This window comes from Alloyangia mangrovi (genome assembly GCF_002300555.2).
Classification (GTDB): domain Bacteria; phylum Pseudomonadota; class Alphaproteobacteria; order Rhodobacterales; family Rhodobacteraceae; genus Salipiger; species Salipiger mangrovi.
Map to the genome: position 1 here is coordinate 1 of NZ_NTHN02000070.1, position 21,491 is coordinate 21,491.

Below are 21,491 nucleotides of genomic sequence, written 5' to 3' on the forward strand. Positions count from 1 at the left end.
CGACCGAGATCGTGCTGCGCCCCTACGGCGGCACGCTAACCCTCCTCGATAGCCGTCAGGGCGGCGGCGGCGGTGACTTCGGCGGCAGCTCGGGTGGCGGCTACGGCGGCGGTTCGGGCGGTGGCTACGGCGGCGGCAACGATGGCGGCTACGGCGGCGGTTCGGGCGGCGGCTATGGCGGCGGCTCGGGTGGTGGCGGCTCGCGCGACATCGACGACGAAATTCCGTTCTGAGGGAATTTTTCCCGCGCGTGCGATCCTGCATGCGGGAGAACCGAAATGCGCAAGGGCTGGCATCTGCCAGCCCTTTCTCTTTCGTGCGCCCCGGCTGCTTGTCTGCGACGCGGCCTTTGGCCGGTGCGGCTTCGGCCTAGACCGCGGCGATCAACTCGCCGACCTTTCCGATGAGCTCATCCAGATTGAAGGGCTTTTGCACGATCTCGACATCCGCCGCCGCAAGATCGCCTCCCAGCGCGGCGGTCTCGTCGTAGCCGGTGACGAAGACCACCTTCAGCCCCGGCAGCTCGGCGCGCGCCGCCTCTGCAAGCTGGCGCCCGTTCATCCCGCGCGGCAGCCCGACGTCGGTGAGCAGCAGGTCGATGTGCCGCGTCTGCCTGAGCACCTCCAGCGCCTCGGTGCCGGTGCCGGCCTCGAGCACGGTGTACCCCCTGTCCCGCAGCGCATCGACGACCACCATCCGCACGAGGATCTCGTCTTCCACCACGAGCACCGTCTTTTCCGGCGCCGCGGCCCGCTCGCCATCGCCGACCTCGTCGGCACCCGGCTCTGCCTCGACCGCATCGAAGCCCCGCGGCAGGTAGAGGCTAACGACGGTGCCCTTGCCGAGTTCCGAGGTGATCTCCGCCGCGCCGCCGGACTGCTGGGCAAAGCCGTAGACCATGGACAGGCCGAGCCCCGTCCCCTCGCCCATCGGCTTGGTGGTGAAGAAGGGTTCGAAGGCCCGGTCAATCTGCTCGGCACTCATGCCGCTGCCGGTGTCCGAAACGCTGATCCGCAGGTAATCCCCTGCCCCGAGGCCCATGGTCTTTGCCTTGCCGCGCGAGATGCTGCAGTTGGCGACGCCGATCGTCAGGCTGCCGCCGGCCGGCATAGCGTCGCGGGCGTTGATGCAGAGGTTGAGCAGCGCGTTCTCGAGCTGGTTCTGGTCGACAAGCGACGGCCAGGTGTCCTCGTTGGCGACGGTCTTCACCTCGATGTGCGGCCCGACCGTGCGCTGGACCAGCTCGACCATCCCCGCGCAGAGCCGCGCCACGTCGGTTGGCTTGGGCGCAAGCGCCTGCTTGCGGGCAAAGGCCATCAGGCGCTGCGTGAGGTTCGCCGCGCGGCTCGTCGCATTGCTTGCCATGGCAAGATAGCGCTCGATTTCGTCGACGCGCTGCTCGGAAAGCCGAGCGTGGGCCATTTCGACCGAGCCAGAGACCGCCGCCAGCAGGTTGTTAAAGTCATGCGCCAGTCCGCCGGTGAGCTGGCCGACCGCCTCCATCTTCTGCGCGTGGCGCAACTCTTCCTCCTTGGCCATCAGCGCGGCGGTCTGTTCCGACACCCGGCGCTCGAGCGTCTCGTTGAGGCGGAAGAGCTCGGCCGCCACCCGGTCGCGCTCGGCCTCGACCTCGCGCCGGCCGCTGATGTCCATCAGCACCCCCGAAAAGGTCTCGGGCATGCCGCGCGCGTTGAGCTCGACCTTGCCGCTTGCCTCGATCCAATGGTACTTCCGGTCCTCGCGCAAAACGCGGAACTGCTGGAAGTAGGCGCCGCCCTTCCGCAGCGCCTTCTCGATATCCGCGTTCAGGCGTGGCTTGTCCTCGGGATGGACGTTCGAGATGATGTCGTCAAGGTTGAGATCGCCGCGCTCGCTGCCCTTGCGCAGCCCCATGGCCGAGGACAGCCCCTCGTCGACGGTGAAGGCATCCTCGGGGATATCCCAGACCCAGGTGCCGACAATCGCCCCGGCCTCGAGCGCGAGGCTGACCCGCTGCTCGTTCTCGCGCGAGAGCTTCTCGCTGGCCCGGATCTCGGCCTCGGCAAGCTTGCGATCGGTGATGTCACGAAAGAGGACCGCGACCTGCCCGAGGCTCTTGGGCTCAACGCGCCGCGCCGAGACCTCGATGTACCGCCCCGCCTCGGAGAAATTCCTTTCGAAACGGATCGGCACACCATTATCTAGCACAGCGCCGTAGATTTTCACCCATTCCCGACCATCCTCGGGCGCGACGTCAAAGACGGTTTTTCCCACGATCCCCTTGATTCCGGTATGACGCTCGTAGCCGGAATTCGCTTCGATATGCATGTAATCCGAAAGAGGTCCGTCCGGCCCGTCGATGAACTGGATGATGCAAAAGCCATCGTCGATGATCTCGAAAAGCGCCTGACGGGCAGCCTCGCGCGGATCATCGTGGCCCGCAGCCTCGTCGGGCCGCAATATCGGTACCGGCTTTCTACTCTTAATAAACGGTAGGCGCATTGCGGTGTCCGACATGTGAGGGGGAATATCCCGACACATATAGATGGGTTCACTGCCGCGGAAAGCCCATGCTCGCCGATCGTTGCCCGAATGACACGGAATTTGCCCTGACTTTGAGGAACCGGGAAAAGAGTGCACGGCATTAGCACGGTCAATTGCAAAGCGCTGGTGAGGCGCGGCCAAGCGCCGCTCTGCCACCGCCGCGGCCCCAGCACAAAGTTTGCCTAACGGTATCTCGCTACCTGAGCTACCATGGCGCGATCCAATAATCATTTTAGCAACCAGAAGGAACGCATTCATGGAAGGTATTGCAGCAATAATTGTTCAGGCAATCGCGGGCATGGTGGGCGGCGGCGTGGCCGGCCAGGTGGTGAAGACCGTCGGCATGGCGGTGCTTCCCAAGCTGCTCTCCGGCGCCATCGGCGGCATCCTCGGCGGTTCGGCCATCGGCGCGATCCTCGGCGGCGGCGATCCGACCGCGGCCGCCGATGCGGCCACCGCCGCGGGCGGGCTCGATATCGGCGCGCTGATCGGCCAGCTTCTGGGCGGCGCCGCCGGGGGCGGCGTGCTCACCGCCATCGTCGGCCAATTCCTCGGCAAGAAGTAAGTCAAACGAAGGCGCGGGTCCGGCACGCCAGCCGGACCCCGGCCGGGCGGCAGAATCCCCACCGCGGGCATGGGGCCGATCATCGGTGCGGGCGCAGACCCCGAGGGCATCCGTTTTGCCCGGGATCCCGGCCAAAGCCTTGAAGACCAAGGCCCCGGGCCCCATAACTCTGTGAACCCTCTCGAACACGAAAAGACGGACGTATGGACGCCCCTGCCACCGGAACACTCGACGCGGCCTTCTGGATGACCTCCGCCGCGATCCTGCTGCTCATTCTCTTCTCGGCCTTCTTCTCCGGCTCCGAGACCGCGCTGACCGCCGCCTCGCGCGGCAAGCTGCGCGCCGCCATGGACCGGGGCTCGCGCGGCGCAGCCATGGCGCTCAAGATCACCGAGGACAACGAACGGCTGATCGGCTCGGTGCTGCTGGGCAACAACCTCGTCAACATCCTTGCCACCTCGCTCGCCACGGCGCTTTTCACGAGGCTGCTCGGCGACGGCGGCGTGGCGATGGCGACGCTGATCATGACCTTCCTCGTGCTGATCTTCGCCGAGGTGCTGCCCAAGACCTATGCCATCACCAACCCAGAGCAGGCCGCCGCCACCGTGGCGCCGCCGATCCGGGTGGTGATCCTGATCTTTTCGCCCGTGGTGGCGGCGATCCGGGCGCTGGTACGCGCCCTGCTCAAGTTGATCGGCGTGCAGACCGACCCCGACAGCCAGATCCTCGCCGTGCGCGAGGAAATCGCCGGGGCGCTGCAGCTCGGCCACTCGGAAGGCGTGGTGGAAAAGGAAGACCGCGACCGCATCCTCGGCGCGCTCGACCTCGCGGAGCGCACCGTCGAGGAGATCATGCTGCACCGCTCGGGCATCGAGAGCATCGACGCCGAGGCCGAGCCCCGCGCCATCCTGCAGCAGTGCCTCGACAGCAACCACACCCGCCTGCCCGTCTACCGCGGCGAGCCCGAGAACATCATCGGCATGGTGCACGCCAAGGACCTTTTGCGTGCCATGTACGACGTGATGGCCAAGGCGGGCGAGCGTGGCTTCGACGCGCTCGACGACTTCCGCATCACCGAGGTGATGATGAAGCCCTACTTCGTGCCTGACACCACCACGCTCGCCGACCAGATGCGCAACTTCCTGCGCCGCCGCACCCACTTTGCGCTGGTGGTGGATGAATACGGCTCGCTGGAGGGGCTGATCACCCTCGAGGATATCCTCGAGGAGATCGTCGGTGAGATCGCCGACGAGCACGACCCCGATGCCGAGCATCAGGTCAGCGCCGGCGAGGATGGCTGGTACTGGCTCGATGGCGCGATGACCATCCGCGACCTCAACCGGGCCGCCGACTGGTCGCTGCCCGACGACGAGGCGAACACCATCGCCGGGCTCGTCATTCACGAGGCGCAGATGATCCCCACCGTGGGCCAGCGATTCAGCTTCCACGGCTTCCGCTTCGAAGTCATGGAGCGCGAGAACAACCGGATCACTCGGCTGCGGGTGCGGCCCGTGGAGCCTCTGCCGGAGTGACCGGCGCGTCGGCGGCAGGATCGATCGGCAGCTCGGCTTCGAGCACGTAGCCGCCCGGCTCGCGCCGCTCGACCACCGTGCCGCCGACCTGGCTCACCGCCGCCTCGAGCAGCCGCGCACCGAGCGCGGTCGAGGCCAGCGCGTCGAGCGTCGAGCCCGGCTCGGGGCCGGTGCCGTTGTCGCGACAGGTGAAGAGGATTCGGTTCTCTCCGGCGGGGCGCATCTCGAAGCGGACCACCGGCGCGGTGCCGCCTTCGTGGAAGGCGTATTTCATCGCATTGGCGGCGAACTCGTTGGCCACCACGCCAATCGAGGCGGCGACCCGCGATTCCACCTCGATGCGCGGCACGTCGACCTCGAAGGCAACCTCGGCGGGCGCGTGGCGCTGCAGCAGCGTCGCGACACGCGACAGATAGGTGTCGAGACGCACGAAATGCATCTTCGAGGTCAGGTTCAGCTCGGCATGCAGTTGCGAGACTGAATCTACCCGCCGCGCGATCGCGTCGAGCGCGTCGCGGGTCTCGGGCTCGGTAGAGCGGGCGCGGTAGAGCCGGATGGTCGAGGCCACGGTCTGCAGCGAGTTCTTCACCCGGTGGTCGATTTCCTCGCGCAGGATTTCCTTGTTGTGCAGGGCCCGCTGCAGGTCGAGCTGGCGCATCACCTGCCCGGCCATGACCTTGAGCAGCTTGCGCTGCTGGGCGGTCAGCTTGCGCGGCTTGTCGTCGAGCACGCAAAGCGTGCCGATGCAATGACCGCTGCGGGTCACCAGCGGCGCCCCGGCGTAGAAGCGCTTCGCCGAGATCGTCCCGCAGCAGAGCGGGTTGTCGGCGCTGCGCAGGTCGAGCATCGTATCCTCGATCTCGAGGATATCCTCCGACAGGATCGCATGGGCGCATATCGACTGCTCGAGCGGCGTCTGCCCCGGCTCCATACCGAAGCGCGCCCTGAACCATTGCCGGTTCTCGTCGACAAGGCTGATCAGCGCGACCGGCACCTCGAGCAGCGAGGCGAGCAACTCCACCACCTCGTCGAAAGCCGGATCGGGGCCGTTGTCGAGCACGCCGTAGCTGCGCAGCTCGGCAAGGCGTTCAAGCTCATCATCCGATTTCCGTGCGAGTACCATTGTCCGAAATTGCCTCTTCACCAGACCCTGCAACGCACGGGGCCGGGCGTCGCAGGCATTCTTTCAGACATAGCAGCAGGCAAGATACCGCCAAGTGCCAATCTGCGCCCCGCTCGACCAACGCTACGGCAGAGTCGGAGAGTTCCGGGACAGTTTACACATTTTTGGTGAATTTGCTGCTTATGCTTGGGTGTCAGACCACCCTGCTTCACCAGCGTCCCGGTCCAGCCGACTGCGCCCGCGGGATCACGCCCGCCCCGCCCAATCACCGAGAAATCCCGTCAGGATTTCCGGCTTTGCTGTATAAGGAATCCCATGGGAGGAATAGCTGTTTTGATTCCCGCCGCCGGCGCAAGCAGCCGGATGCGCGGAGCCGACAAGCTTCTGAAGCAGGTCGGTGGCCGGGCGCTCTTGCGCCGCCAGGCCGAGGAAGCGCTGCGCGCGGTCAACCACGTGACGGTCACCTTACCCGATCACGACCATCCGCGCGCCGCCGCGCTGGCAGGTCTGCCAGTGCAACTTGTTGCCGTCCCCGATGCGTCTTTGGGCATGTCCGCCTCGCTGCGGCGTGGGGTCGGCATGCTGCCGCGCGGGATCGACGCGCTGATCGTGCTGCCCGCCGACATGCCCGAGCTGACATCTGAGGATATCCTCATGCTCGTGCAGGGCTTTCGCGCCATGCCGCAGCCGACGCTGCAGCAGGGCTGCGCCGAGGACGGCACGCCGGGGCATCCAGTGCTGTTCCCGGCGGATTGCTTCTCGGCGATACAGATGCTGGACGGGGACGAGGGCGCGCGCAGCGTGCTTGCCGCCAACCGCAACCGGTTGCGCCGGGTGACCCTTCCGGGCCGCCGCGCACTGATCGACCTCGACACACCCGAGGCGTGGCGCGACTGGGAAAAACGCCAGGAAGCGCTCGACCCCTGCTGAGCGCGCGGCCTTTCATACGCAAAGAACCCCGGAGCGCGCCGCGCCCCGGGGTTTTTGGTTCGCCGCAGCACCGCCCCACCGACGGCACTGCGACGAGCTGCATGCTTTGCGGCGTTCCGGTCAGCCGACCAGAAGCTGCGCCTCGTGCTTCTTCAGCGAGCGGCGGGCGGCGCCATAGGCCTGCAGGCCCTCGGCTTGCTCGAGCTCGGGGAAGAGCGCGAAGATTTCCGCGCGCTGCGCCTCGCCGATGCCCTGGAGCGTGTAGTCGCCGGGCTGGAAGCTCTCGGTCCAGGCGCCGTTGGACAGCACCACCTCGTGCTGGTCGAACATGAAGTGGATGTAGGCGACTCCCATGGTGTCGACCTCGTCCACCCCCGCCAGCCCGGTCAGGTGCTTGGCCGCCGCGAGGACCTCGCGCTCTTCGAAGTAGAGCGCGGTGCGGTCGTTGGCGACCAGCACGCGGTGGTTCGGCGAGACCAGCAGGTCATGCTCCGGAAGGTTCTTGCCAAGCGCGCCCTTCTGGATCAGCACCGGACGCAGGTGCGGCTGGCGCGCCAGCTCGAAGCCGGTAAGCTCCTTGCGGCCGACCCAGCGGATCTCCTGGATGCCGTTGTCGCGGGTGATCACGCGGTCGCCGACCTTGAGATCCTCGACCAGGCGCTCACCCTGCGGCGTGGCGATCAGCGTGCCGGGGGTGAAGCAGGGCATCACCTCGACCGTCACATAGGCGGTGTCGGTGCCGCCGTTGCCGTCGTCGATCTCGTAGGAGAAGGCGTCGTAGCCGGTGAAGCCCTCTTCGGCGGTGTAGGAGACCGTTCCGTCCTCGTTCAGCGTGGCGGTGCCATTGGTCGGCGTGCCGAGGCTGGTGACGGTCAGCGTGTCGCCATCGGCGTCGCTGTCGTTCTCGGTCGGATCGAAGGTCGCCGTCGAGGTGCCGGTTGTGTGATACAGATCGTTCACAGCATCCGGCGGAGTGTTCTCGCCCCCGGTCGGGTCGGTCGGAATGCCGGTCTTGACCGTGACGGTGCCCGTGTCGGTGCCGCCGTGACCATCATCGATGGTATAGGTGAAGCTGTCCGCGCCCGAGTGCCCCTCGTTCGGCGTGTAGGTGACGGTGCCATCGGCATTCAGCGTCACGGTGCCATTGCTGGCATCGCCGACGCCGGTGACGGTCAGATCATCGCCGTCCACATCGGTGTCATTCTCGGTCGGATCGAGCGTGACCGGGGTGTTGCTGCCGGTGGTGACATAGTCATCCTCGGCCACGGGATCGTCGTTCACCGGGTAGACGGTGATCGCGACATGGCCGGTGGCGGAATTGCCCGACGGGTCCTCGACGGTATAGGTGATCTCGGCGTCGCCGTTGTAATCGGCGTCGGGGGTGAAGGTCAGCGTGCCGTCGCCGTTGTTCACCACCGAGCCATGGGTGGCGGTGGCGGAGGTGACGGTGAGCGGGTCGCCGTCGGGATCGCTGTCATTGGCCAGCACGTCGATGGTGACGGCGACGTCCTCGTCGGTTTCTGCAGCGTCATCCTCGGCCACCGGGCCGCTGTCCTCGACGTCGCAGGTCGAGAAGCTCATGTCCGAGATAAGCACGCCCTGGGTGGAGTCGCCGCCGTTCTCGTAGACCACCTCGATGCGCGACACGGGGCCGGCGATCGAGACGAGCACGCTGCCATCCTGGTCGGCAAAGTCGGTGATGTCCTCGCCGGTGGCAGTGGCACCGCTGGTGCTGGTGCTGGTGCCGAGCGCGGTCAGCGTGACCTCGACCGGATTGCCCTCGGCGTCATAGGCGAGGATCGTGACATTGTCCTGAAAGTCGATGCCGCCCGGCGTGGCGGTCGAGTCCCCCGCCAGATCGCCGAGGTCGGAGCCCGCGCCGCCATCCACGTCGTTGAGGATGAAGGAGAGGTTCTGCACCTCGTCGGTGTAGAGCTCGTTCGAGGAGCTGAAGTCGAAGACCGTGGTCGAGGTGGACGAGACCGTGCCGCCGTTCCCGCCCTCGCCGAAGAGCTTCAGGTGCGAATTGGGATCGATCGAGGACCCTTCGGGCACGTAGCCATCGTAAGCGACGGTGAAGGCCTCGGCCCCCGTGTCCTCTGCCGCGAAGGAGATTGCGACGTTGACGCCGCCGGTATCGACGGTGGTCGAGGAGCCGCCGGTCGACGTGTCCGCCAGCGTGGTTCCCATCGCACCCAGCGACACCCAGTTCAGAAACAAGTCAGCCATCGTTACACCCTTCAACTCAGAACGGGGACGTCCCCGCGCCGCCGCAGCGGCATCCGGCGCGGCTGCGCCGCATTGCCCCACCTCCGTCCTTTCCGCGTGTCCGGTGGCCTGCATGCCGGGCAGCGGCAAAAGCAGTCCTGGTGGTGCCGGGCACATATGCCCCGCACCATCGTCCACATCCTCGCGGATGACTTGAGATCGGCGGCCGCCCCCGGCCTGTCCTTCGTCGCCCCCCCAGTCGGGCTTAACGAACTACTTAGAGCGAGGCTGCGCGTTAACAAAGCCAAAAGTGGCGCTCATGTGTCACGCGGTGACCAAATCTGGGCCTTAACTCCCATGTTTCCGGAAAATCTGCCGCAAATGTGGCGAAATATTGTTTCCACTTCTTGCGAGCCTCAAGGCTGCAACCGCGCCTTTTCGGGCATTTCGGCAGATGCCTGCCCTGACCGCGTGCAGATTTGTCCCAGAGATGGAAACAGCGGCAGCGGGAGCCCCTGTGAACCACGCCCTACGGCGATCCGTCAAAATTAAGGCGCATCTGTCGCATCAGCCGAACCAATCTACTAAAATTCAAGCGATTGCGCCGGAGCCCCTCTAAAGAGGCACCGAATTCACCGAATCAACTTCGTAAATATGACCACAATCCGGCACGACCGCTGCGGCACACCGGCGAACACCGGCCCTGCCACATGTGCGCCTCATTGACCTGCGCCGTGCCCCCCGAAACGCAAGACGTCCCCGGCGGGTGGCCGGGGACGTCTGCGTGTCTCGATGGGCCTTGCGGCCGATCCGCCGGAGCGGGTCAGAGCATCTCGATCTGGTAGCTCTCGATCACGGTGTTGGCGAGCAGCTTCTCGCACATTTCCTTGACCGTCGCCTCGCCGGTGCCTTCGGCCAGCTCCAGGTCGATCACCTTGCCCTGACGCACGGCGCCCACGCCTTCGAAGCCGAGCCCGCCAAGCGCGTGGCGCACCGCCTCGCCCTGCGGGTCGAGCACGCCCTCTTTCAGCATCACATGCACACGTGCCTTCATGGCCATCTCTCCGTTCTTCGCGGAGGGGCTTTGCCCCTCATCGTTCCCAAATCAGGTAAATCGCAGCGCCGCCTCCGGCGTTACGCTTTCAATTGATCAGCTTCGGCTTCGACACGTGGGTGGCCTGCTTCGGCATCACGCCGAGACGGCGCGCCACCTCGGTGTAAGCGTCGGTCAGCGAGCCGAGGTCGCGGCGGAACACGTCCTTGTCGAGTTTCTGACCGGTCTCGATGTCCCACAGGCGCATCGAGTCGGGCGAGATCTCGTCGGCGACGATCAGGCGCTGGAAGTCGCCGTCATAGACGCGGCCAATCTCGATCTTGAAGTCGACGAGGCGGATGCCGACGCCGTACATCAGGCCCGACAGGTAGTCGTTGACCCGCAGCGCAAGGCTCAGGATGTCATCCATGTCCTGCTGCCCGGCCCAGCCGAAAGCGGCGATATGCTCTTCGGTGACCAGCGGGTCGCCCAGCTTGTCGTCCTTGTAGCAATATTCGACGATCGGCCGCGGTAGCGCGGTGCCCTCTTCGAGGCCGAGCCGCTTGGCCAGCGAGCCTGCGGCATAGTTGCGCACGATCACCTCCAGCGGGATGATCTCGCAAGCGCGGACGAGCTGCTCGCGCATGTTCAGCCGCTTGAGGAAGTGGGTCGGAACACCGATGTTGTTGAGGCCGGTCATGAAGAACTCGGACAGGCGGTTGTTCAGCACGCCCTTGCCCTCGATCACGTCCTTCTTCTGCGCGTTGAAGGCGGTGGCGTCGTCCTTGAAGTACTGGACGATGGTGCCCGGCTCGGGGCCTTCGTACAGAATCTTTGCCTTGCCTTCGTAAATCTTCTTGCGCCGTGCCATGGGAATCCTTTCGCCCGGGGCCGCGTATCGGCCGCTGCGTCTTGTCCGCCCTCATAAATCAAGGCTGCCCTTGCCGCAAGCGGCCTGCTTTCACTTGAGACAGCGCAATGTCCAATACACTCTATACGCGGTATAGTTGGGCATTCTCAGGAGGGGTTTCCAATGACCACTTTCGACGACCGCGAACAGGCTTTCGAGAACAAGTTTGCCCGCGATGCCGAGTTGCGCTTCCAGGCCGAGATGCGCTGCAACAAGAAGCTCGGCCTCTGGGCCGCCGATCTGCTCGGGAAATCCGCGCCCGAGGCCGGCGCCTACGTGGAGCAGATCATCCGCGCCGAACTCGATGCGGCGGGCCATGCGGGGATTGCCCGGGTCGCGGGCGATCTCGGCGACAAGGCCAGCGTCGACGAGGTCGCGCGCAAGCGCGCGGCGCTGCTGGCCGAGGCGCGCAAGGAAATTCTCGACGAAGGCTGAGCCTTCGGGGCGGCGCTCCATCGCCCCGCCGCCCCGTCCTCCAGGGCTTACCGCGCGATCACGATGTCCGCGCGCAAGCCGCCAAGCGTGTCGCTCTCTCCGAGACGCAGCACACCCCCATGCGCGCGCGCGACATCCGCCGCGATGGCCAGCCCCAGCCCGACCCCGGTGCCGCGGTCTTGGTTGCGCGCCGGGTCGAGCCGGGTGAAGGGCTTCATCGCCTCCTCGCGGCGCTCCGGCGGAATCCCCGGCCCGTCGTCCTCGACCCGGATCCGCAGCGACTTGTCGGTGAGGGTAACCGACACCTCGCAGCGGGTGCCGTAGCGCACCGCGTTGCCGACGAGGTTCTCCAGCGCGCGGCGCAGTGCCACCGGGCGCACGCTCACCTCGCCCGCGCCCTCGACCTGCCCCATGCTCACCGCCTTGCCGCCGCGCTGCGCGTCGGCCACCACCGAGGCTGCCAGTGCCACCGGGTCCACCGGCTCGGCCACCCCGTCCTGCGAATTGCCGCGGGCGAAGTCGAGGAAGGCGTCGATGAGCCTTTGCATGTCGTCGACGTCGCGCTCGAGCGGCTCGCGGTCCGCGTCGTCCAGCATCGACAGGCCGAGCCGCAGCCGGGTGATCGGCGTGCGCAAATCGTGGCTGACCCCCGAGAGCATCATCGTCCGCTGCTCGATCTGCCGCTCGATCCGGTTGCGCATGTCGAGAAAGGCATTGCCCGCCGCCCGCACCTCGACCGCGCCGCCCGGCTGGTAGGGCACGTGCCGGCCGCGGCCGAAGGCCTCGGCAGCCTCGGCCAGACGGGTGATCGGGCGCAACTGGTTGCGCAGGTAGAAGAAGGCGATCAGCGTCATCAGGATGCCGAAGACCATCATGTTGACCAGAAGCTGGTGCGGGTTCGAGGCCGAGGCACGCTGGCGCGAGAACTCCACCCTGTAGAGCGAGCCGCGCGAGCCGCGCAGGTAGAGCTCGACGTCATTGTCGTTGGGCAGCATCACCCGCAGCACGCCGGGCACGAAGCCGCGCAGCGTCTCGGTGACCACGATGCCGGAAAAATCGTACCAGCGCCGCTGGTCCGCAGGCGGCAGCGCCGAGTCGTCCACCGCCCGCATCCGGAGCCCGAGCGGCGCCGCCGCCGCGGGCGTGTGCAGCGCATAGCGCACGTCGCGCGCCACGCCCCGCGTCATCTGCTGCGAGACGCCCTCGAAATGGCGCTGCACGAAGACCACCGAGACCACCAGCTGTATGGTGAAGACCGGCAGGATGAGGATCAGCGCCGCACGCGCGTAGATGCCGCGCGGCATGTAACGTTTGAGCCACTGGAAGAACATGCGCTAACCCTAGCCGAGGCGCCGAGGCGCCACCATCTGCAAACGAGAGCCAAGATGATCGATCCCCAGCCCGACTTCCAGCCCGTTCCGGGCCATGCCGAACCGCTCGCGCCCGGGCTGCGCCGGGTGCTGGCGCCAAACCCCTCGCCGATGACCTTTCGCGGCACCAATACATATGTGCTGGGCACGGGCACGCTTGCGGTGATCGACCCCGGCCCGCTCTCCGAGCCGCATCTCGAGGCCATCCTCGCGGCGGTCGGACCGGGCCAGCGCATCAGCCATATCCTCGTCACCCACGCCCACCTCGACCACTCGCCCCTCGCCCGCCCGCTCGCCGAGGCCACCGGCGCTCCGGTTCTGGCCTTCGGCGGCGCTCGCGCCGGGCGCAGCGAAATGATGCAGCGCCTCGCCGAGACCGGCCTCGCCGGCGGCGGCGAAGGCGTCGACGCGGCCTTCGTCCCCGATGAAGAGCTGCCCGACGGCGCGGTGATCGAAACCGACGGCTGGCGCCTCGAGGCGATTCACACGCCGGGCCATTTCGGCAACCACCTGGGCTTTGCCTGGGGCGATGTGCTCTTCTCGGGAGACTTGGTGATGGGCTGGGCGAGCTCGCTCGTCTCGCCCCCCCGACGGCGACCTCGGCGCCTTCATGGATTCGCTCGAACGGCTGCGCAGGCGGCACTGGTCGAAACTGCACCCGGGTCACGGCGCCCCGGTCGAGGCCCCGTTGGAGCGCATCGACGCGCTGCTCGCCCACCGCCGCGCCCGCGAGGCGGCGATCCTGGCCGCGCTCGCCGCCGGGCCTGCCGACGCCGCGAGTCTCGCCTCTGTCATCTATCACGACACAAATCCCGCACTTTTGCCCGCCGCAGCCCGAAATGTGCTGGCACATCTCATCGACCTCACCCAGCGTAAAGCCGTGATTCCGCTAGGTAATCTTGAAAAAAACCTGCGTCTTTTCAAGGTCCTGAAAGAAAATTCACGCCGGAGCGAAAAAAACTGCAAAAAGCCTCTGGACGCCCGGAGTCGCCATTGCTAAATACCCCCCACGTTCCGGCGTAGCTCAGCGGTAGAGCAGTTGACTGTTAATCAATTGGTCGTAGGTTCGATCCCTACCGCCGGAGCCAAACTTCTCGCAAGAGCTTGAAGTTATGGCATAAAGCCCCCGGGCCTCGACAGAGGTCCGGGGGTTTTGCGTTTCAGCCACTCAAACCGGTGCACAGCCTCCTGGAGCCGCGCGAGACCTCTAGGGGGCCGCCATGTCCCGGAAAGGTTTGCGGTGCCCATATGCCGTTTTCTATGGCGCCGCCTCCTGAAGGTTCGCGCAGCGACGGTCTGACGATGATCGTTTTGATGTGACCCGAAGCTTCCGGACAAGTCCAGTCGATGCCACACGGGCCCAAGACGCGCCTCGGTGCGCATTGGGCGTGACGATGGCAAAGCGTTCAGGGGTCGCCCGGATCGCTCTTTGCGAAATCGATCCAGGCTTGAACGTCGACAAGTTGCCCGACCAGCCCCAGCCGCTGCTTCAGAGCCTCGGCATCGACCGTGGCCAGCCCTTCGAGCGAGCCGATGCCATTCGCGTGAAGCAGCCATACCAGGCCAATCCCGGCACCGGGCAGGCGAGTCAATGTGCTGTCGCGCAACTCCTCCTCCGCCCAGCACAGCGTCGCCTCAGGTGCCTCGTTGCTGGCACACGCGCGGGAAGGCTCTGTCGGCGCCGGGACCGGTCCTGGCGTGACTTCCTGATCGGGCGGGCCACACTCCAGCGCTGCGTCGCCGGCTGATCGCTGCGCCGCCGTGTCGACCCAGGGCGCATCCTCCGCTCCGGCCTCTCCCGGCCGCGACGAGGGAGCATCGCATGCACCTTCGGCTGCCTTGTCAGCCTGCGGCTCGGCCGCGGCCAGCGAATCCGGACACTCTGTGCGCACCATGCCGGCGGTCTGGCGGGAGACGGAAAGCGGAAGCGCTTCCGGTGACTGAATGTCCGGCGACGAATCCTCTGCCACGCGCCTTCCTCGCCTGCCCCGCGCGAGCCGGTCCCGGCGGAGCGCCTGCAGGTTGCGCCGCGCTTCGGCACGGACGGAGCGTACCCAGTCTGCATAAGAGTCTTGATCGCTCATGTGACCTTCTTTTGTTCCATCTTTCGCTCCATGTCGGCCTGCAAGCCGATCCACTGCGGAAGCGCCAAGCCGGCCAGATGGCGCAACCGCTCGAGGCGACACGCCTCTGACAGCCAAGCTTCGAGCTGCTGCAGCAGCGCCCCGGCATCCTCCGGCGGCGGTGCGTCGCGGGGGGGGCGGCCCGCACGCCACCTCGATCCAGTCAAGGGCCGCGCCGAGACCCGGAACCACGGTTGCATCCTCTATTCCACAAAGCCGCAACGAAATCGCCAAGCGCCCATCGATGCGCGTCCAGAGCGCCAGCTCATCCGGCGGCAGCCCTGACCCTTCTCCGCCGTGCGAGACCGTGCGGCTGGCGTTGCGCCCCATGAAATTCAGAGGCTTGCGACCGGCACGCGGCAGGATGACCCGCCGCGGATCGCGATCATCGGGGCCCGCGGCTGGGGCGGTGCTCGCATTGGGCGCGGTCAGGGTCTTGGCCGAGGCCATTCCTCGTCACCTCCTATCACTGACATGCCGGAGGCGATCCTGCGGGAAATTACCTAAGCGAAAGTGAAGGCCAGAATCCGGCGCATTTCGGAAATGAAAGGGAAACCATTTAAGGATTGTTCGTTTGGAGATCCTGCTCCCGTCGCTTACTCCCAACCTACGGAAAAGTTCACGATAGAACAGTCTTCTAAGCGGCTGAAAGGAGCGTTCCGAGCATGGAAACGATTGGATACCTGAAGGAAAGCGGAGGTCGCTTCGAATTCCACTCAGATCAGTTCGGCCTGATCGTCCGCGGAAATTATCCCGAGTGGGTCCTCGCCGCTGCTGCCGAGATCATTCGCGACAATACGAAGCTCGAGGCTGATAGCCGGATGGAGGAGTTGGCTGCTCTGGTGGAATTCGGCGAGGCGAGCGAGATCGATATAGACGCGCACAAAGTCGACATGAAATTTCGCTACGAGGTGCTTCCGCAATGCGTCGTGACCATGGGCACGATGGATTATCGCTGGGCGGATCAGGAGGGGCGCGAGAAGCTGACCGAGTTCGACGGTCACACGATGCGCCGGCTGCACGACATGTCCCTGACCCGCAACGACAGCTTTCTCGACGATGAGGACGGCGTGGACAAGAGCTCCGACGGAGCGGCGTGAACGAGCGAGGATCGATAGATGGAAATCATTCCCTTTGGCAGCCAGGACATCGACAACATCCTGAGCCGCGAGCCCCAGCGGGCCGAATATCTTCCCTTCGGCGCGGTGCTGCTTGATCGCATGGGCAAGATCATCAAGTACAACAAGGCCGAAGGCCTGATCTCGAACCGGGTTCCCGCCGAGGTGATCGGGATGGATTTCTTCAACCAGATCGCCCCCTGCGCCAAGGGCAAGCGGTTCCACGGAGAGTTCATCAAATTCCACCGCAGCGGCCAGGTGAATGTCATGTTCGACTATAAATTCGCCTACAAGGGCACGGACGTGAACGTGAAGATCCACATGAAGTCACAGCCGGACGGACAGTCCTGCTGGCTCTTTGTCAAAAGGGTCTGAGCGCGGGGGCGGGAATGCTGGCCGAACCGAAATTCCTGATCCGGATCAACCCCGAACTGCGGCGGCTGCGCGCAGGCGCCGAGGCAGCGTCCGATCCGCCAATGCCGGTTCCGGACTCCACCCTCGTGGCCCGGGTCGCCGGCCCGGTCGAACCGATTACCGAGCGCGATGCACCGCCCCGGGCGGGAACGCGCCCACCTCCCCGGCAGGTCCGGCTGCGCAGGGATGGGCTGCGCCCCTTGTGCCTCGACGCGTTGCCCGTGCTGGTCCTTCCTCTCGATGCAGGGCGCAGGCCGGCTAGCTGCAGCGGGGGCCCGCCCGAGGCTTCCTTGCATACGGGGTCCGACGGCTCGCAAGTGCGCGGCCAGATGGCGATCTACCTCGATCCCGAGGACCGCCTCGTCGCTCATGTCCGAGAGCCGCGGGGCAAAAGCACGCGACCGGCCTTCCGCGCAGCGTGGATCTCCGATCCGCTTGATCTTCTTGCGCTTCTCGGGTCGGCCCGCCCTGCCTGGCGCGCCTCGCTGGAACCCGTTCTGCACGCGCCGGACGATGCACGGGCTCCGCCCCACCCGAGGGACCGCGGTCCCGAACCTGTCACTCGAGCCTGAGCAGCCGGACCTACCCGGCAAGAGGAGTAGCGATGCCCTACATGACAGATAGACAGCCGACCGACCATGTTCTGCCGCTCCACGACACCCCGGCCGACTCCCGGCCCGTTGGCGAGATGACTTATTGCATCCCACGGGTTGGCAGCCGTCCGCTGGAATTCACCGGCGTGGAGCTGGGCATGGCAATGAGCTTCAACCCCGAGCTCCCCTGGTGGTACGAGTTCAACATCTTCCGCACCGATGCCGGCTTCGTCGTCAGCATAAAGCGGTTTCACGTTGCCGAGGACGAGACCGACTATTGCCGGGCCTGGCAGTTTCCCGATCTCGACGCGGCCATGGCAGCGCTCGAGAGCTACGACGCCGCGCAGGATGTCTCGGTCAGTCGCCACATGCCCCCGACCGACGCGACCGCTGCCGAGCTGGCCGCCACCGCCTTCCAGTTGCGGGCCGAGATCGCCGAGACCCGCGCGCATTTCGCCAGTCTCGTGGGCGAGTTCCTGCACGATCTGGAACAGGCCTGAGGCCATCCCGGCCGCGGGAGGGCACGATGATCCGCCGCGACGATGCCCTGCGCTTGTGCAAGGCGGTGCTCTTCGACGAGCTCCAGCGCCTCGACCCGTCCCGCGCGCGGCGCATGCCTGCGGCGCTCTGGACGGACGAGACCCGGATCGACGAGGATGGTCTCGGCTTCGACAGCCTCTCGCGGATCGACCTCGTCTCGGCAATGACGACAAGGTTCGCGCTGCATCGCTCCGGGGTCGAGGACTACATGCTGCTGCATCCCGAGCTCGGCACTTGGGCGCAGCTTCTCGAGACGCATTTTGAGGGCGCTGCGCCGGATCTGCCCCTCGCCTTCCTCAGTTCCGGCAGCACCGGGACGCCGAAGGTGGCACATCACCCCCTGGAAAACCTTGTGGAGGAGGTCGAGGCGCATGCGGCCGAGAGCCTTTCCGAAGCGCCCGCAAGAGTCGTCGCGCTGGTGCCACCGCATCACATCTACGGCTTTCTCTTCACGGTGCTGCTGCCCGCGCGGCTGGGCCTGCCGGTCCTCGATCTCGCCGGCATGGGGCCCGGCGCCCTGTTCCGGGCTCTGCGCCCCGGCGATCTGGTGATCGGCACCCCGTACATTTTCGGCCACGTGCTGGCGCTGCTTCCGGGCATGGCCGTGGCGGCACATGCGGTGACCTCGACCGCCCCTGCTCCGCCGAACCTATGGCAGGCGGTCGCGCGCGCCGGCCTCAGCTCGCTGACGGAAATCTACGGCGCTTCCGAGACCGGCGGCGTCGGGCACCGGGCCAGCCCGGAGGCCCCGTTCCAACTCTTGCGCTGTCTCGAGCCGGGCAATCCGCCAAAGCGCAGAGGCGTCGCGATCGACCTGCAGGACCACCTTCGCTGGTCCGGCGACGGTCGGGCGTTCACCGTTCACGGCCGCCACGACCGGAGCGTGCAGGTTGCCGGCCACAATGTCTCGCTGCGCAGGGTGGCTGCGGCCCTGGAAGCGGAGCCGCAGGTCGCCCGGGCCTGCGTCCGGAAGGACGGAGACCGCCTCAAGTGCTTCATCGTGCCCTGCGCCGGCGCCGATGCCGCGGCGCTGGAAGAACGGCTACGTGACCAGATGGAGGCGCGTCTTGCGCCGGCGGCGCGCCCGGTCATCTACACCTTCGGGGCGCGGCTGCCGCGGGATCCCATGGGCAAGCTGGCCGACTGGCATGCGTGACGGGGCGCTGCCGCAAAAACTCCGCCCGCGATTAAGCCCGGATTCACCACCTTCGCGCTAAGACAGATCAAGAGACCAAACCGCGGTCCCTCTTGAGGAAAGGAGTTCCACATGGCCCAGCCCGAGCGCCCCGCAGATTTCCGGCTGCCCATGCAGGAACGGCCGCTGTTCGAGGACGAAGAGGTTCTCTCGCTGCAGAGCCGGGCGCTGGCCTATCTCGCCGCGGATGTCCCGGTGCACCTGCGCGGACCCGCCGGCATGGGCAAGACCACGCTGGCGCTGCGCATCGCCGAGCGCCTGGGGCGACCGGTTTCCTTTCTCACCGGCGATCGCTGGCTGACGCGCGAGGATCTTGTCGGCCGCGAGATTGGCCGCAGTTCCCGCCAAACGGTGGACGCCTACGTCAGCCGGGTCCGCCGGACCGAAACCCAGGAGAGGTCGGACTGGCGGGATGCGATCCTGGCCGACGCCATGCGCCTCGGGCACACATTGGTCTACGACGAGTTCACCCGTGCCCCGCCCCATGCCAATGCCGTGCTTCTGCCGGTGCTTGAGGAGCGGGTCCTGGTGTTCCACGACGCCCGCGCGGGGCGCCAGCGGCTCGAGGCGCACCCCGACTTCCGCATGCTGCTGACCTCCAACCCGCATGAATATGTCGGGGTCGAGCATCCACCGGACGCACTGATCGATCGGGTGGTGACCTTCGATCTCGACGACATGTCGGCCGAGACCGAATGCGGCATCGTCGCGGCCCGCACCGGGCTAGACAGCACCATGGCGGCACAGTTGGTCGCGCTCGTGCGATCATTGCGCCGGATATTGCCCGGCACCCCCGCCTCGTTGCGCACGGCGCTGCTTCTGGGGCGTCTCCTTGCCGCGCAGAAAGTCCGGGTCGACGCGCGAGACAGCCGTTTCGTGCAGATCTGCGTCGACGTCTTGCGCAGCCGCTCGATGTGCGGATCAATCCAGGCCGAGGGCTTCGAAACGGCGTTGAAGACAGCCCTGGACGGGCTGCGCGGCGGCGACACGTCTTCCTGCGAGACAGCCATTCAGGTGGCCTCGTGAAACGCCCGCCCGCATCCGCTCTCCGGCGGCCGAACAGCTCGCTGCGCCGCCCGCCGCGCAATCGAACCGAGGCTACAGTGGAACTGGTGAAGGTGGAGTTCAAGCGCGACCGCCTGCGCCGGGAGCTCGAGGTCATGAAACACCGCGCCGGGCTTTCCGCAGCCGACCTGCGCGCCCAAGCGCGCCGCGCGCAACGCCTGCTCGCCCAACTGGCCATCCCCGAGGAGGACCCCTGGCCATGACCGCCCGCAAGCGCCCCGAGCCTCCGCCCCCCCGCGCCTGCCGTGACCGCAGCCTCCAGCCGCTCGGCCCGTCCAATGTCCCTGCAACAGGCGATGGGCAAGGCGCGGGCCGCCCTGCAGGACATCACCCCGTTGCCGATCGAGGGGATCGCCAGCTCCGAGCGGGACTCTGAAGGATGGCGCATCGTCGCCGAAGTGATCGAAGCTCCAGCCCGCATGGGCGACAACGACCTTCTCGCCGCCTACGAGCTTGCACTTGACGCGAGCGGCGAGCTGACCGGTTTCCGCCGGCTGCGCCGCTACCATCGGGAGGATCGCGAAGAATGACCTTGAGCAGCCAGCACGGGCACCCCATGCAGCCGGACGGGCTTGCCGATATCCTCGAGCGCATCCTCGACAAGGGGATCGTCGTGGCCGGCGACGTCTCGGTTTCACTTGTCGGGATCGAGTTGCTGTCGATCCGGCTCAGGCTGCTCGTCGCCACCGTCGACAAGGCCAAGGAACTCGGCATCAACTGGTGGGAAACCGACCCGCACCTCTCGGCGGAGGCGCGCCGCCTGGAACAGGAAAACGCCGCCTTGCTGGAACGGGTGAGCGCGCTTGAGTCCCGGCTGGAGCAACTGCCGATACCGGGAGCCCGCGCATGAGGATCAGGGAATCCGGAACGAACGAGGCGGGTGATACCGGACGAAAGGCGCACTCGGGCGGGCCCTCCAAGGCGCGCACAGGGATCGAGACGCTCGAGCTGCGCCTGCGCGGGCTGATGGGCGCGCTCGCGGAGGGCCTGCGGGATATCGGAGAGCGCCTGCCTCCGGGTCCCGAAAGCGGCGGCACCGAGATTTCGCGCCGCAGTCGCCTTGGAACCGTCGCGGCCCGTCTCGGCCCCTCCATGCGCCAGGATCGCAGCCTGCCGGACCACAGCATCCAGCAAGGTGACGCCGCCTGGACGCGCGAAGCGCATCTTCCCGGCGTCACCTTGCACGAGCTCCGTATCGATCCGCAGGGCGGCCGCTTGACCCTCGGCTCGCCTTGGCACCCCCTCAGTTGCTCCCTGCCCGAAGACCTCCGGACCGGCACGCTCCGGATGATCTTTTACGACGGCCGACTGACGCTGGACCACTCGGGCGCCGAGACGCCAACATGAGCGCGGCATACCTCTACGGGTTGATGCGCTGCGACACGCTCGGCACACGGCTGGCCCGCCGTCCGATCGAAGGGGCCTTCGGCCCGGTGCAGGCCCTGGCGCTGGAGGGCGCGGTCCTCGCCATGACACCGCACGACGGGCATCCGGTGCCGCAGCGTCGGCGCTATCTCACGGCGCATGCCCGGGTGCTCGAGGCGCTGATGACCCACGGCCCGGTGCTGCCCTTCCGCTTTGGCCATGTGGTGCGCGACACCACCCGCCTCGCGACCATGGTGGGCAGGGCAACGCCCCAGATCGACCGCAACTTCGCCCGGATCGAGGGACATGCCGAGGTCGGTCTGCGGGTCGAATTCGACCGCGCCGCCGCCCTTGGAGCAACGCTCGAGGCCATGCCGGACCTTGCCCGGCAGCGCGATGCGCTGGCCGCGCGCGGCGGCGGTGGCCGCCTGGCGCAGATCGACCTCCGG

At 66.6% G+C, this 21,491-nt stretch carries 22 protein-coding genes, 1 tRNA gene and 2 pseudogenes; 18 read left to right on the forward strand and 7 right to left on the reverse strand.

Annotated features, from left to right (window positions below):
• Nucleotides 1-233 (forward strand): annotated as a pseudogene (locus CLG85_RS23995) (single-stranded DNA-binding protein); the annotation flags it as partial.
• A 136-nt stretch (nucleotides 234-369) separates the two neighbouring features.
• Here CLG85_RS23995 and CLG85_RS24000 read toward each other — a convergent pair.
• The gene (locus CLG85_RS24000; RefSeq protein ID WP_217989784.1) at nucleotides 370-2,439 is read right to left on the reverse strand and encodes an ATP-binding protein; all 2,070 of its coding nucleotides are present in this window, start codon (nucleotides 2,437-2,439) and stop codon (nucleotides 370-372) included.
• A 340-nt stretch (nucleotides 2,440-2,779) separates the two neighbouring features.
• Here CLG85_RS24000 and CLG85_RS24005 point away from each other — a divergent pair, with 340 nt between their 5' ends.
• The gene (locus CLG85_RS24005) at nucleotides 2,780-3,088 is read left to right on the forward strand and encodes a hypothetical protein (protein ID WP_224846897.1); all 309 of its coding nucleotides are present in this window, start codon (nucleotides 2,780-2,782) and stop codon (nucleotides 3,086-3,088) included.
• A gap of 203 nt (nucleotides 3,089-3,291) precedes the next feature.
• Entirely contained in the window at nucleotides 3,292-4,620 is a 1,329-nt protein-coding gene (locus CLG85_RS24010) for an HlyC/CorC family transporter (protein ID WP_095884181.1), read from the forward strand.
• Here the strand turns inward: CLG85_RS24010 and CLG85_RS24015 are convergent.
• Entirely contained in the window at nucleotides 4,577-5,743 is a 1,167-nt protein-coding gene (locus CLG85_RS24015; RefSeq protein WP_224846895.1) for a histidine kinase dimerization/phosphoacceptor domain -containing protein, read from the reverse strand. The genes CLG85_RS24010 and CLG85_RS24015 overlap by 44 nt on opposite strands.
• Nucleotides 5,744-6,058: 315 nt before the next feature.
• On the opposite strand from CLG85_RS24015, the gene CLG85_RS24020 reads away from it, so the two are divergent.
• The gene (locus tag CLG85_RS24020) at nucleotides 6,059-6,673 is read left to right on the forward strand and encodes a nucleotidyltransferase family protein (protein WP_095881777.1); all 615 of its coding nucleotides are present in this window, start codon (nucleotides 6,059-6,061) and stop codon (nucleotides 6,671-6,673) included.
• 120 nt (nucleotides 6,674-6,793) lie between these two features.
• Here the strand turns inward: CLG85_RS24020 and CLG85_RS24025 are convergent, their stop codons facing one another.
• The 3 genes from CLG85_RS24025 to purC form a co-directional block, all read right to left on the reverse strand.
• Nucleotides 6,794-8,902 (reverse strand): Ig-like domain-containing protein, encoded by a 2,109-nt coding sequence (locus tag CLG85_RS24025; protein WP_095881776.1) that lies wholly within the window; start codon nucleotides 8,900-8,902, stop codon nucleotides 6,794-6,796.
• 802 nt (nucleotides 8,903-9,704) lie between these two features.
• A complete protein-coding gene (gene purS, locus CLG85_RS24030) occupies nucleotides 9,705-9,935 on the reverse strand; it encodes a phosphoribosylformylglycinamidine synthase subunit PurS (RefSeq protein ID WP_095881779.1) in 231 nt (76 codons plus the stop codon).
• 88 nt (nucleotides 9,936-10,023) lie between these two features.
• Nucleotides 10,024-10,785 (reverse strand): phosphoribosylaminoimidazolesuccinocarboxamide synthase, encoded by a 762-nt coding sequence (gene purC / locus CLG85_RS24035; RefSeq protein WP_095881775.1) that lies wholly within the window; start codon nucleotides 10,783-10,785, stop codon nucleotides 10,024-10,026.
• 162 nt (nucleotides 10,786-10,947) lie between these two features.
• On the opposite strand from purC, the gene CLG85_RS24040 reads away from it, so the two are divergent.
• On the forward strand, nucleotides 10,948-11,259 hold the full coding sequence (locus CLG85_RS24040) for a DUF1476 domain-containing protein (protein WP_095881774.1): 312 nt from the start codon (nucleotides 10,948-10,950) through the stop codon (nucleotides 11,257-11,259).
• Nucleotides 11,260-11,306: 47 nt separating this feature from the next.
• On the opposite strand, the gene CLG85_RS24045 is transcribed toward CLG85_RS24040, so the two are convergent.
• The gene (locus CLG85_RS24045) at nucleotides 11,307-12,590 is read right to left on the reverse strand and encodes an ATP-binding protein (RefSeq protein ID WP_260350173.1); all 1,284 of its coding nucleotides are present in this window, start codon (nucleotides 12,588-12,590) and stop codon (nucleotides 11,307-11,309) included.
• Nucleotides 12,591-12,740: 150 nt separating this feature from the next.
• Here CLG85_RS24045 and CLG85_RS27925 point away from each other — a divergent pair.
• The 3 genes and pseudogenes from CLG85_RS27925 to CLG85_RS24055 all read left to right on the forward strand — a co-directional run.
• Nucleotides 12,741-13,217 (forward strand): annotated as a pseudogene (locus CLG85_RS27925) (MBL fold metallo-hydrolase); the annotation flags it as partial.
• 22 nt (nucleotides 13,218-13,239) lie between these two features.
• Nucleotides 13,240-13,629 carry a hypothetical protein gene (locus tag CLG85_RS27930; protein WP_375796952.1) on the forward strand — a complete coding sequence of 130 codons (390 nt, stop codon included), beginning with the start codon at nucleotides 13,240-13,242 and terminating at the stop codon, nucleotides 13,627-13,629.
• A gap of 13 nt (nucleotides 13,630-13,642) precedes the next feature.
• Nucleotides 13,643-13,717 (forward strand) — tRNA-Asn (locus tag CLG85_RS24055).
• Between the two features lie 318 nt (nucleotides 13,718-14,035).
• Here CLG85_RS24055 and CLG85_RS24060 read toward each other — a convergent pair.
• Entirely contained in the window at nucleotides 14,036-14,713 is a 678-nt protein-coding gene (locus CLG85_RS24060; protein ID WP_235865296.1) for a hypothetical protein, read from the reverse strand.
• Nucleotides 14,714-15,417: 704 nt separating this feature from the next.
• On the opposite strand from CLG85_RS24060, the gene CLG85_RS24065 reads away from it, so the two are divergent.
• From CLG85_RS24065 to CLG85_RS24110, 10 genes are all read left to right on the forward strand, one after another.
• On the forward strand, nucleotides 15,418-15,852 hold the full coding sequence (locus CLG85_RS24065; RefSeq protein ID WP_095880867.1) for a hypothetical protein: 435 nt from the start codon (nucleotides 15,418-15,420) through the stop codon (nucleotides 15,850-15,852).
• An 18-nt stretch (nucleotides 15,853-15,870) separates the two neighbouring features.
• Nucleotides 15,871-16,245: a photoactive yellow protein gene (gene pyp, locus CLG85_RS24070; RefSeq protein ID WP_095880866.1), complete on the forward strand. Its 375-nt coding sequence runs from the start codon at nucleotides 15,871-15,873 to the stop codon at nucleotides 16,243-16,245.
• 652 nt (nucleotides 16,246-16,897) lie between these two features.
• Nucleotides 16,898-17,377, forward strand: coding sequence for a hypothetical protein (locus tag CLG85_RS24075; protein ID WP_260350174.1), 480 nt, complete (start codon nucleotides 16,898-16,900; stop codon nucleotides 17,375-17,377).
• A 26-nt stretch (nucleotides 17,378-17,403) separates the two neighbouring features.
• Nucleotides 17,404-18,573 (forward strand): 4-coumarate--CoA ligase, encoded by a 1,170-nt coding sequence (pcl, locus tag CLG85_RS24080; RefSeq protein ID WP_095880864.1) that lies wholly within the window; start codon nucleotides 17,404-17,406, stop codon nucleotides 18,571-18,573.
• A gap of 111 nt (nucleotides 18,574-18,684) precedes the next feature.
• Nucleotides 18,685-19,638 (forward strand): AAA family ATPase, encoded by a 954-nt coding sequence (locus CLG85_RS24085; RefSeq protein ID WP_095880863.1) that lies wholly within the window; start codon nucleotides 18,685-18,687, stop codon nucleotides 19,636-19,638.
• A 77-nt stretch (nucleotides 19,639-19,715) separates the two neighbouring features.
• The gene (locus CLG85_RS24090) at nucleotides 19,716-19,880 is read left to right on the forward strand and encodes a hypothetical protein (RefSeq protein WP_176476475.1); all 165 of its coding nucleotides are present in this window, start codon (nucleotides 19,716-19,718) and stop codon (nucleotides 19,878-19,880) included.
• Nucleotides 19,881-19,922: 42 nt separating this feature from the next.
• A complete protein-coding gene (gene gvpO / locus CLG85_RS24095; protein WP_260350175.1) occupies nucleotides 19,923-20,207 on the forward strand; it encodes a gas vesicle protein GvpO in 285 nt (94 codons plus the stop codon).
• Complete coding sequence (gvpJ, locus tag CLG85_RS28035) at nucleotides 20,204-20,527, forward strand: gas vesicle protein GvpJ (RefSeq protein ID WP_224846828.1); 324 nt, start codon at nucleotides 20,204-20,206, stop codon at nucleotides 20,525-20,527. Before gvpO ends, gvpJ begins: the two co-directional genes overlap by 4 nt.
• Nucleotides 20,524-21,024: a hypothetical protein gene (locus CLG85_RS24105; RefSeq protein ID WP_260350176.1), complete on the forward strand. Its 501-nt coding sequence runs from the start codon at nucleotides 20,524-20,526 to the stop codon at nucleotides 21,022-21,024. Before gvpJ ends, CLG85_RS24105 begins: the two co-directional genes overlap by 4 nt.
• A partial coding sequence (locus CLG85_RS24110) for a GvpL/GvpF family gas vesicle protein (RefSeq protein WP_260350177.1) occupies nucleotides 21,021-21,491 on the forward strand: 471 nt, incomplete at its 3' end. The genes CLG85_RS24105 and CLG85_RS24110, both read left to right, overlap by 4 nt.

Bases quoted from the DNA above. Each gene is read 5' to 3' on its own strand.
- CLG85_RS24005 (WP_224846897.1), top strand. From the start codon at position 2,780: ATGGAAGGTATTGCAGCAATAATTGTTCAGGCAATCGCGGGCATGGTG.
- CLG85_RS24010 (WP_095884181.1), top strand. From the start codon at position 3,292: ATGGACGCCCCTGCCACCGGAACACTCGACGCGGCCTTCTGGATGACC.
- CLG85_RS24015 (WP_224846895.1), bottom strand. From the start codon at position 5,743: ATGGTACTCGCACGGAAATCGGATGATGAGCTTGAACGCCTTGCCGAG.
- CLG85_RS24020 (WP_095881777.1), top strand. From the start codon at position 6,059: ATGGGAGGAATAGCTGTTTTGATTCCCGCCGCCGGCGCAAGCAGCCGG.
- CLG85_RS24025 (WP_095881776.1), bottom strand. From the start codon at position 8,902: ATGGCTGACTTGTTTCTGAACTGGGTGTCGCTGGGTGCGATGGGAACC.
- purS (WP_095881779.1), bottom strand. From the start codon at position 9,935: ATGAAGGCACGTGTGCATGTGATGCTGAAAGAGGGCGTGCTCGACCCG.
- purC (WP_095881775.1), bottom strand. From the start codon at position 10,785: ATGGCACGGCGCAAGAAGATTTACGAAGGCAAGGCAAAGATTCTGTAC.
- CLG85_RS24040 (WP_095881774.1), top strand. From the start codon at position 10,948: ATGACCACTTTCGACGACCGCGAACAGGCTTTCGAGAACAAGTTTGCC.
- CLG85_RS24045 (WP_260350173.1), bottom strand. From the start codon at position 12,590: ATGTTCTTCCAGTGGCTCAAACGTTACATGCCGCGCGGCATCTACGCG.
- CLG85_RS27930 (WP_375796952.1), top strand. From the start codon at position 13,240: ATGGATTCGCTCGAACGGCTGCGCAGGCGGCACTGGTCGAAACTGCAC.
- CLG85_RS24060 (WP_235865296.1), bottom strand. From the start codon at position 14,713: ATGAGCGATCAAGACTCTTATGCAGACTGGGTACGCTCCGTCCGTGCC.
- CLG85_RS24065 (WP_095880867.1), top strand. From the start codon at position 15,418: ATGGAAACGATTGGATACCTGAAGGAAAGCGGAGGTCGCTTCGAATTC.
- pyp (WP_095880866.1), top strand. From the start codon at position 15,871: ATGGAAATCATTCCCTTTGGCAGCCAGGACATCGACAACATCCTGAGC.
- CLG85_RS24075 (WP_260350174.1), top strand. From the start codon at position 16,898: ATGACAGATAGACAGCCGACCGACCATGTTCTGCCGCTCCACGACACC.
- pcl (WP_095880864.1), top strand. From the start codon at position 17,404: ATGATCCGCCGCGACGATGCCCTGCGCTTGTGCAAGGCGGTGCTCTTC.
- CLG85_RS24085 (WP_095880863.1), top strand. From the start codon at position 18,685: ATGGCCCAGCCCGAGCGCCCCGCAGATTTCCGGCTGCCCATGCAGGAA.
- gvpJ (WP_224846828.1), top strand. From the start codon at position 20,204: ATGACCTTGAGCAGCCAGCACGGGCACCCCATGCAGCCGGACGGGCTT.
- CLG85_RS24105 (WP_260350176.1), top strand. From the start codon at position 20,524: ATGAGGATCAGGGAATCCGGAACGAACGAGGCGGGTGATACCGGACGA.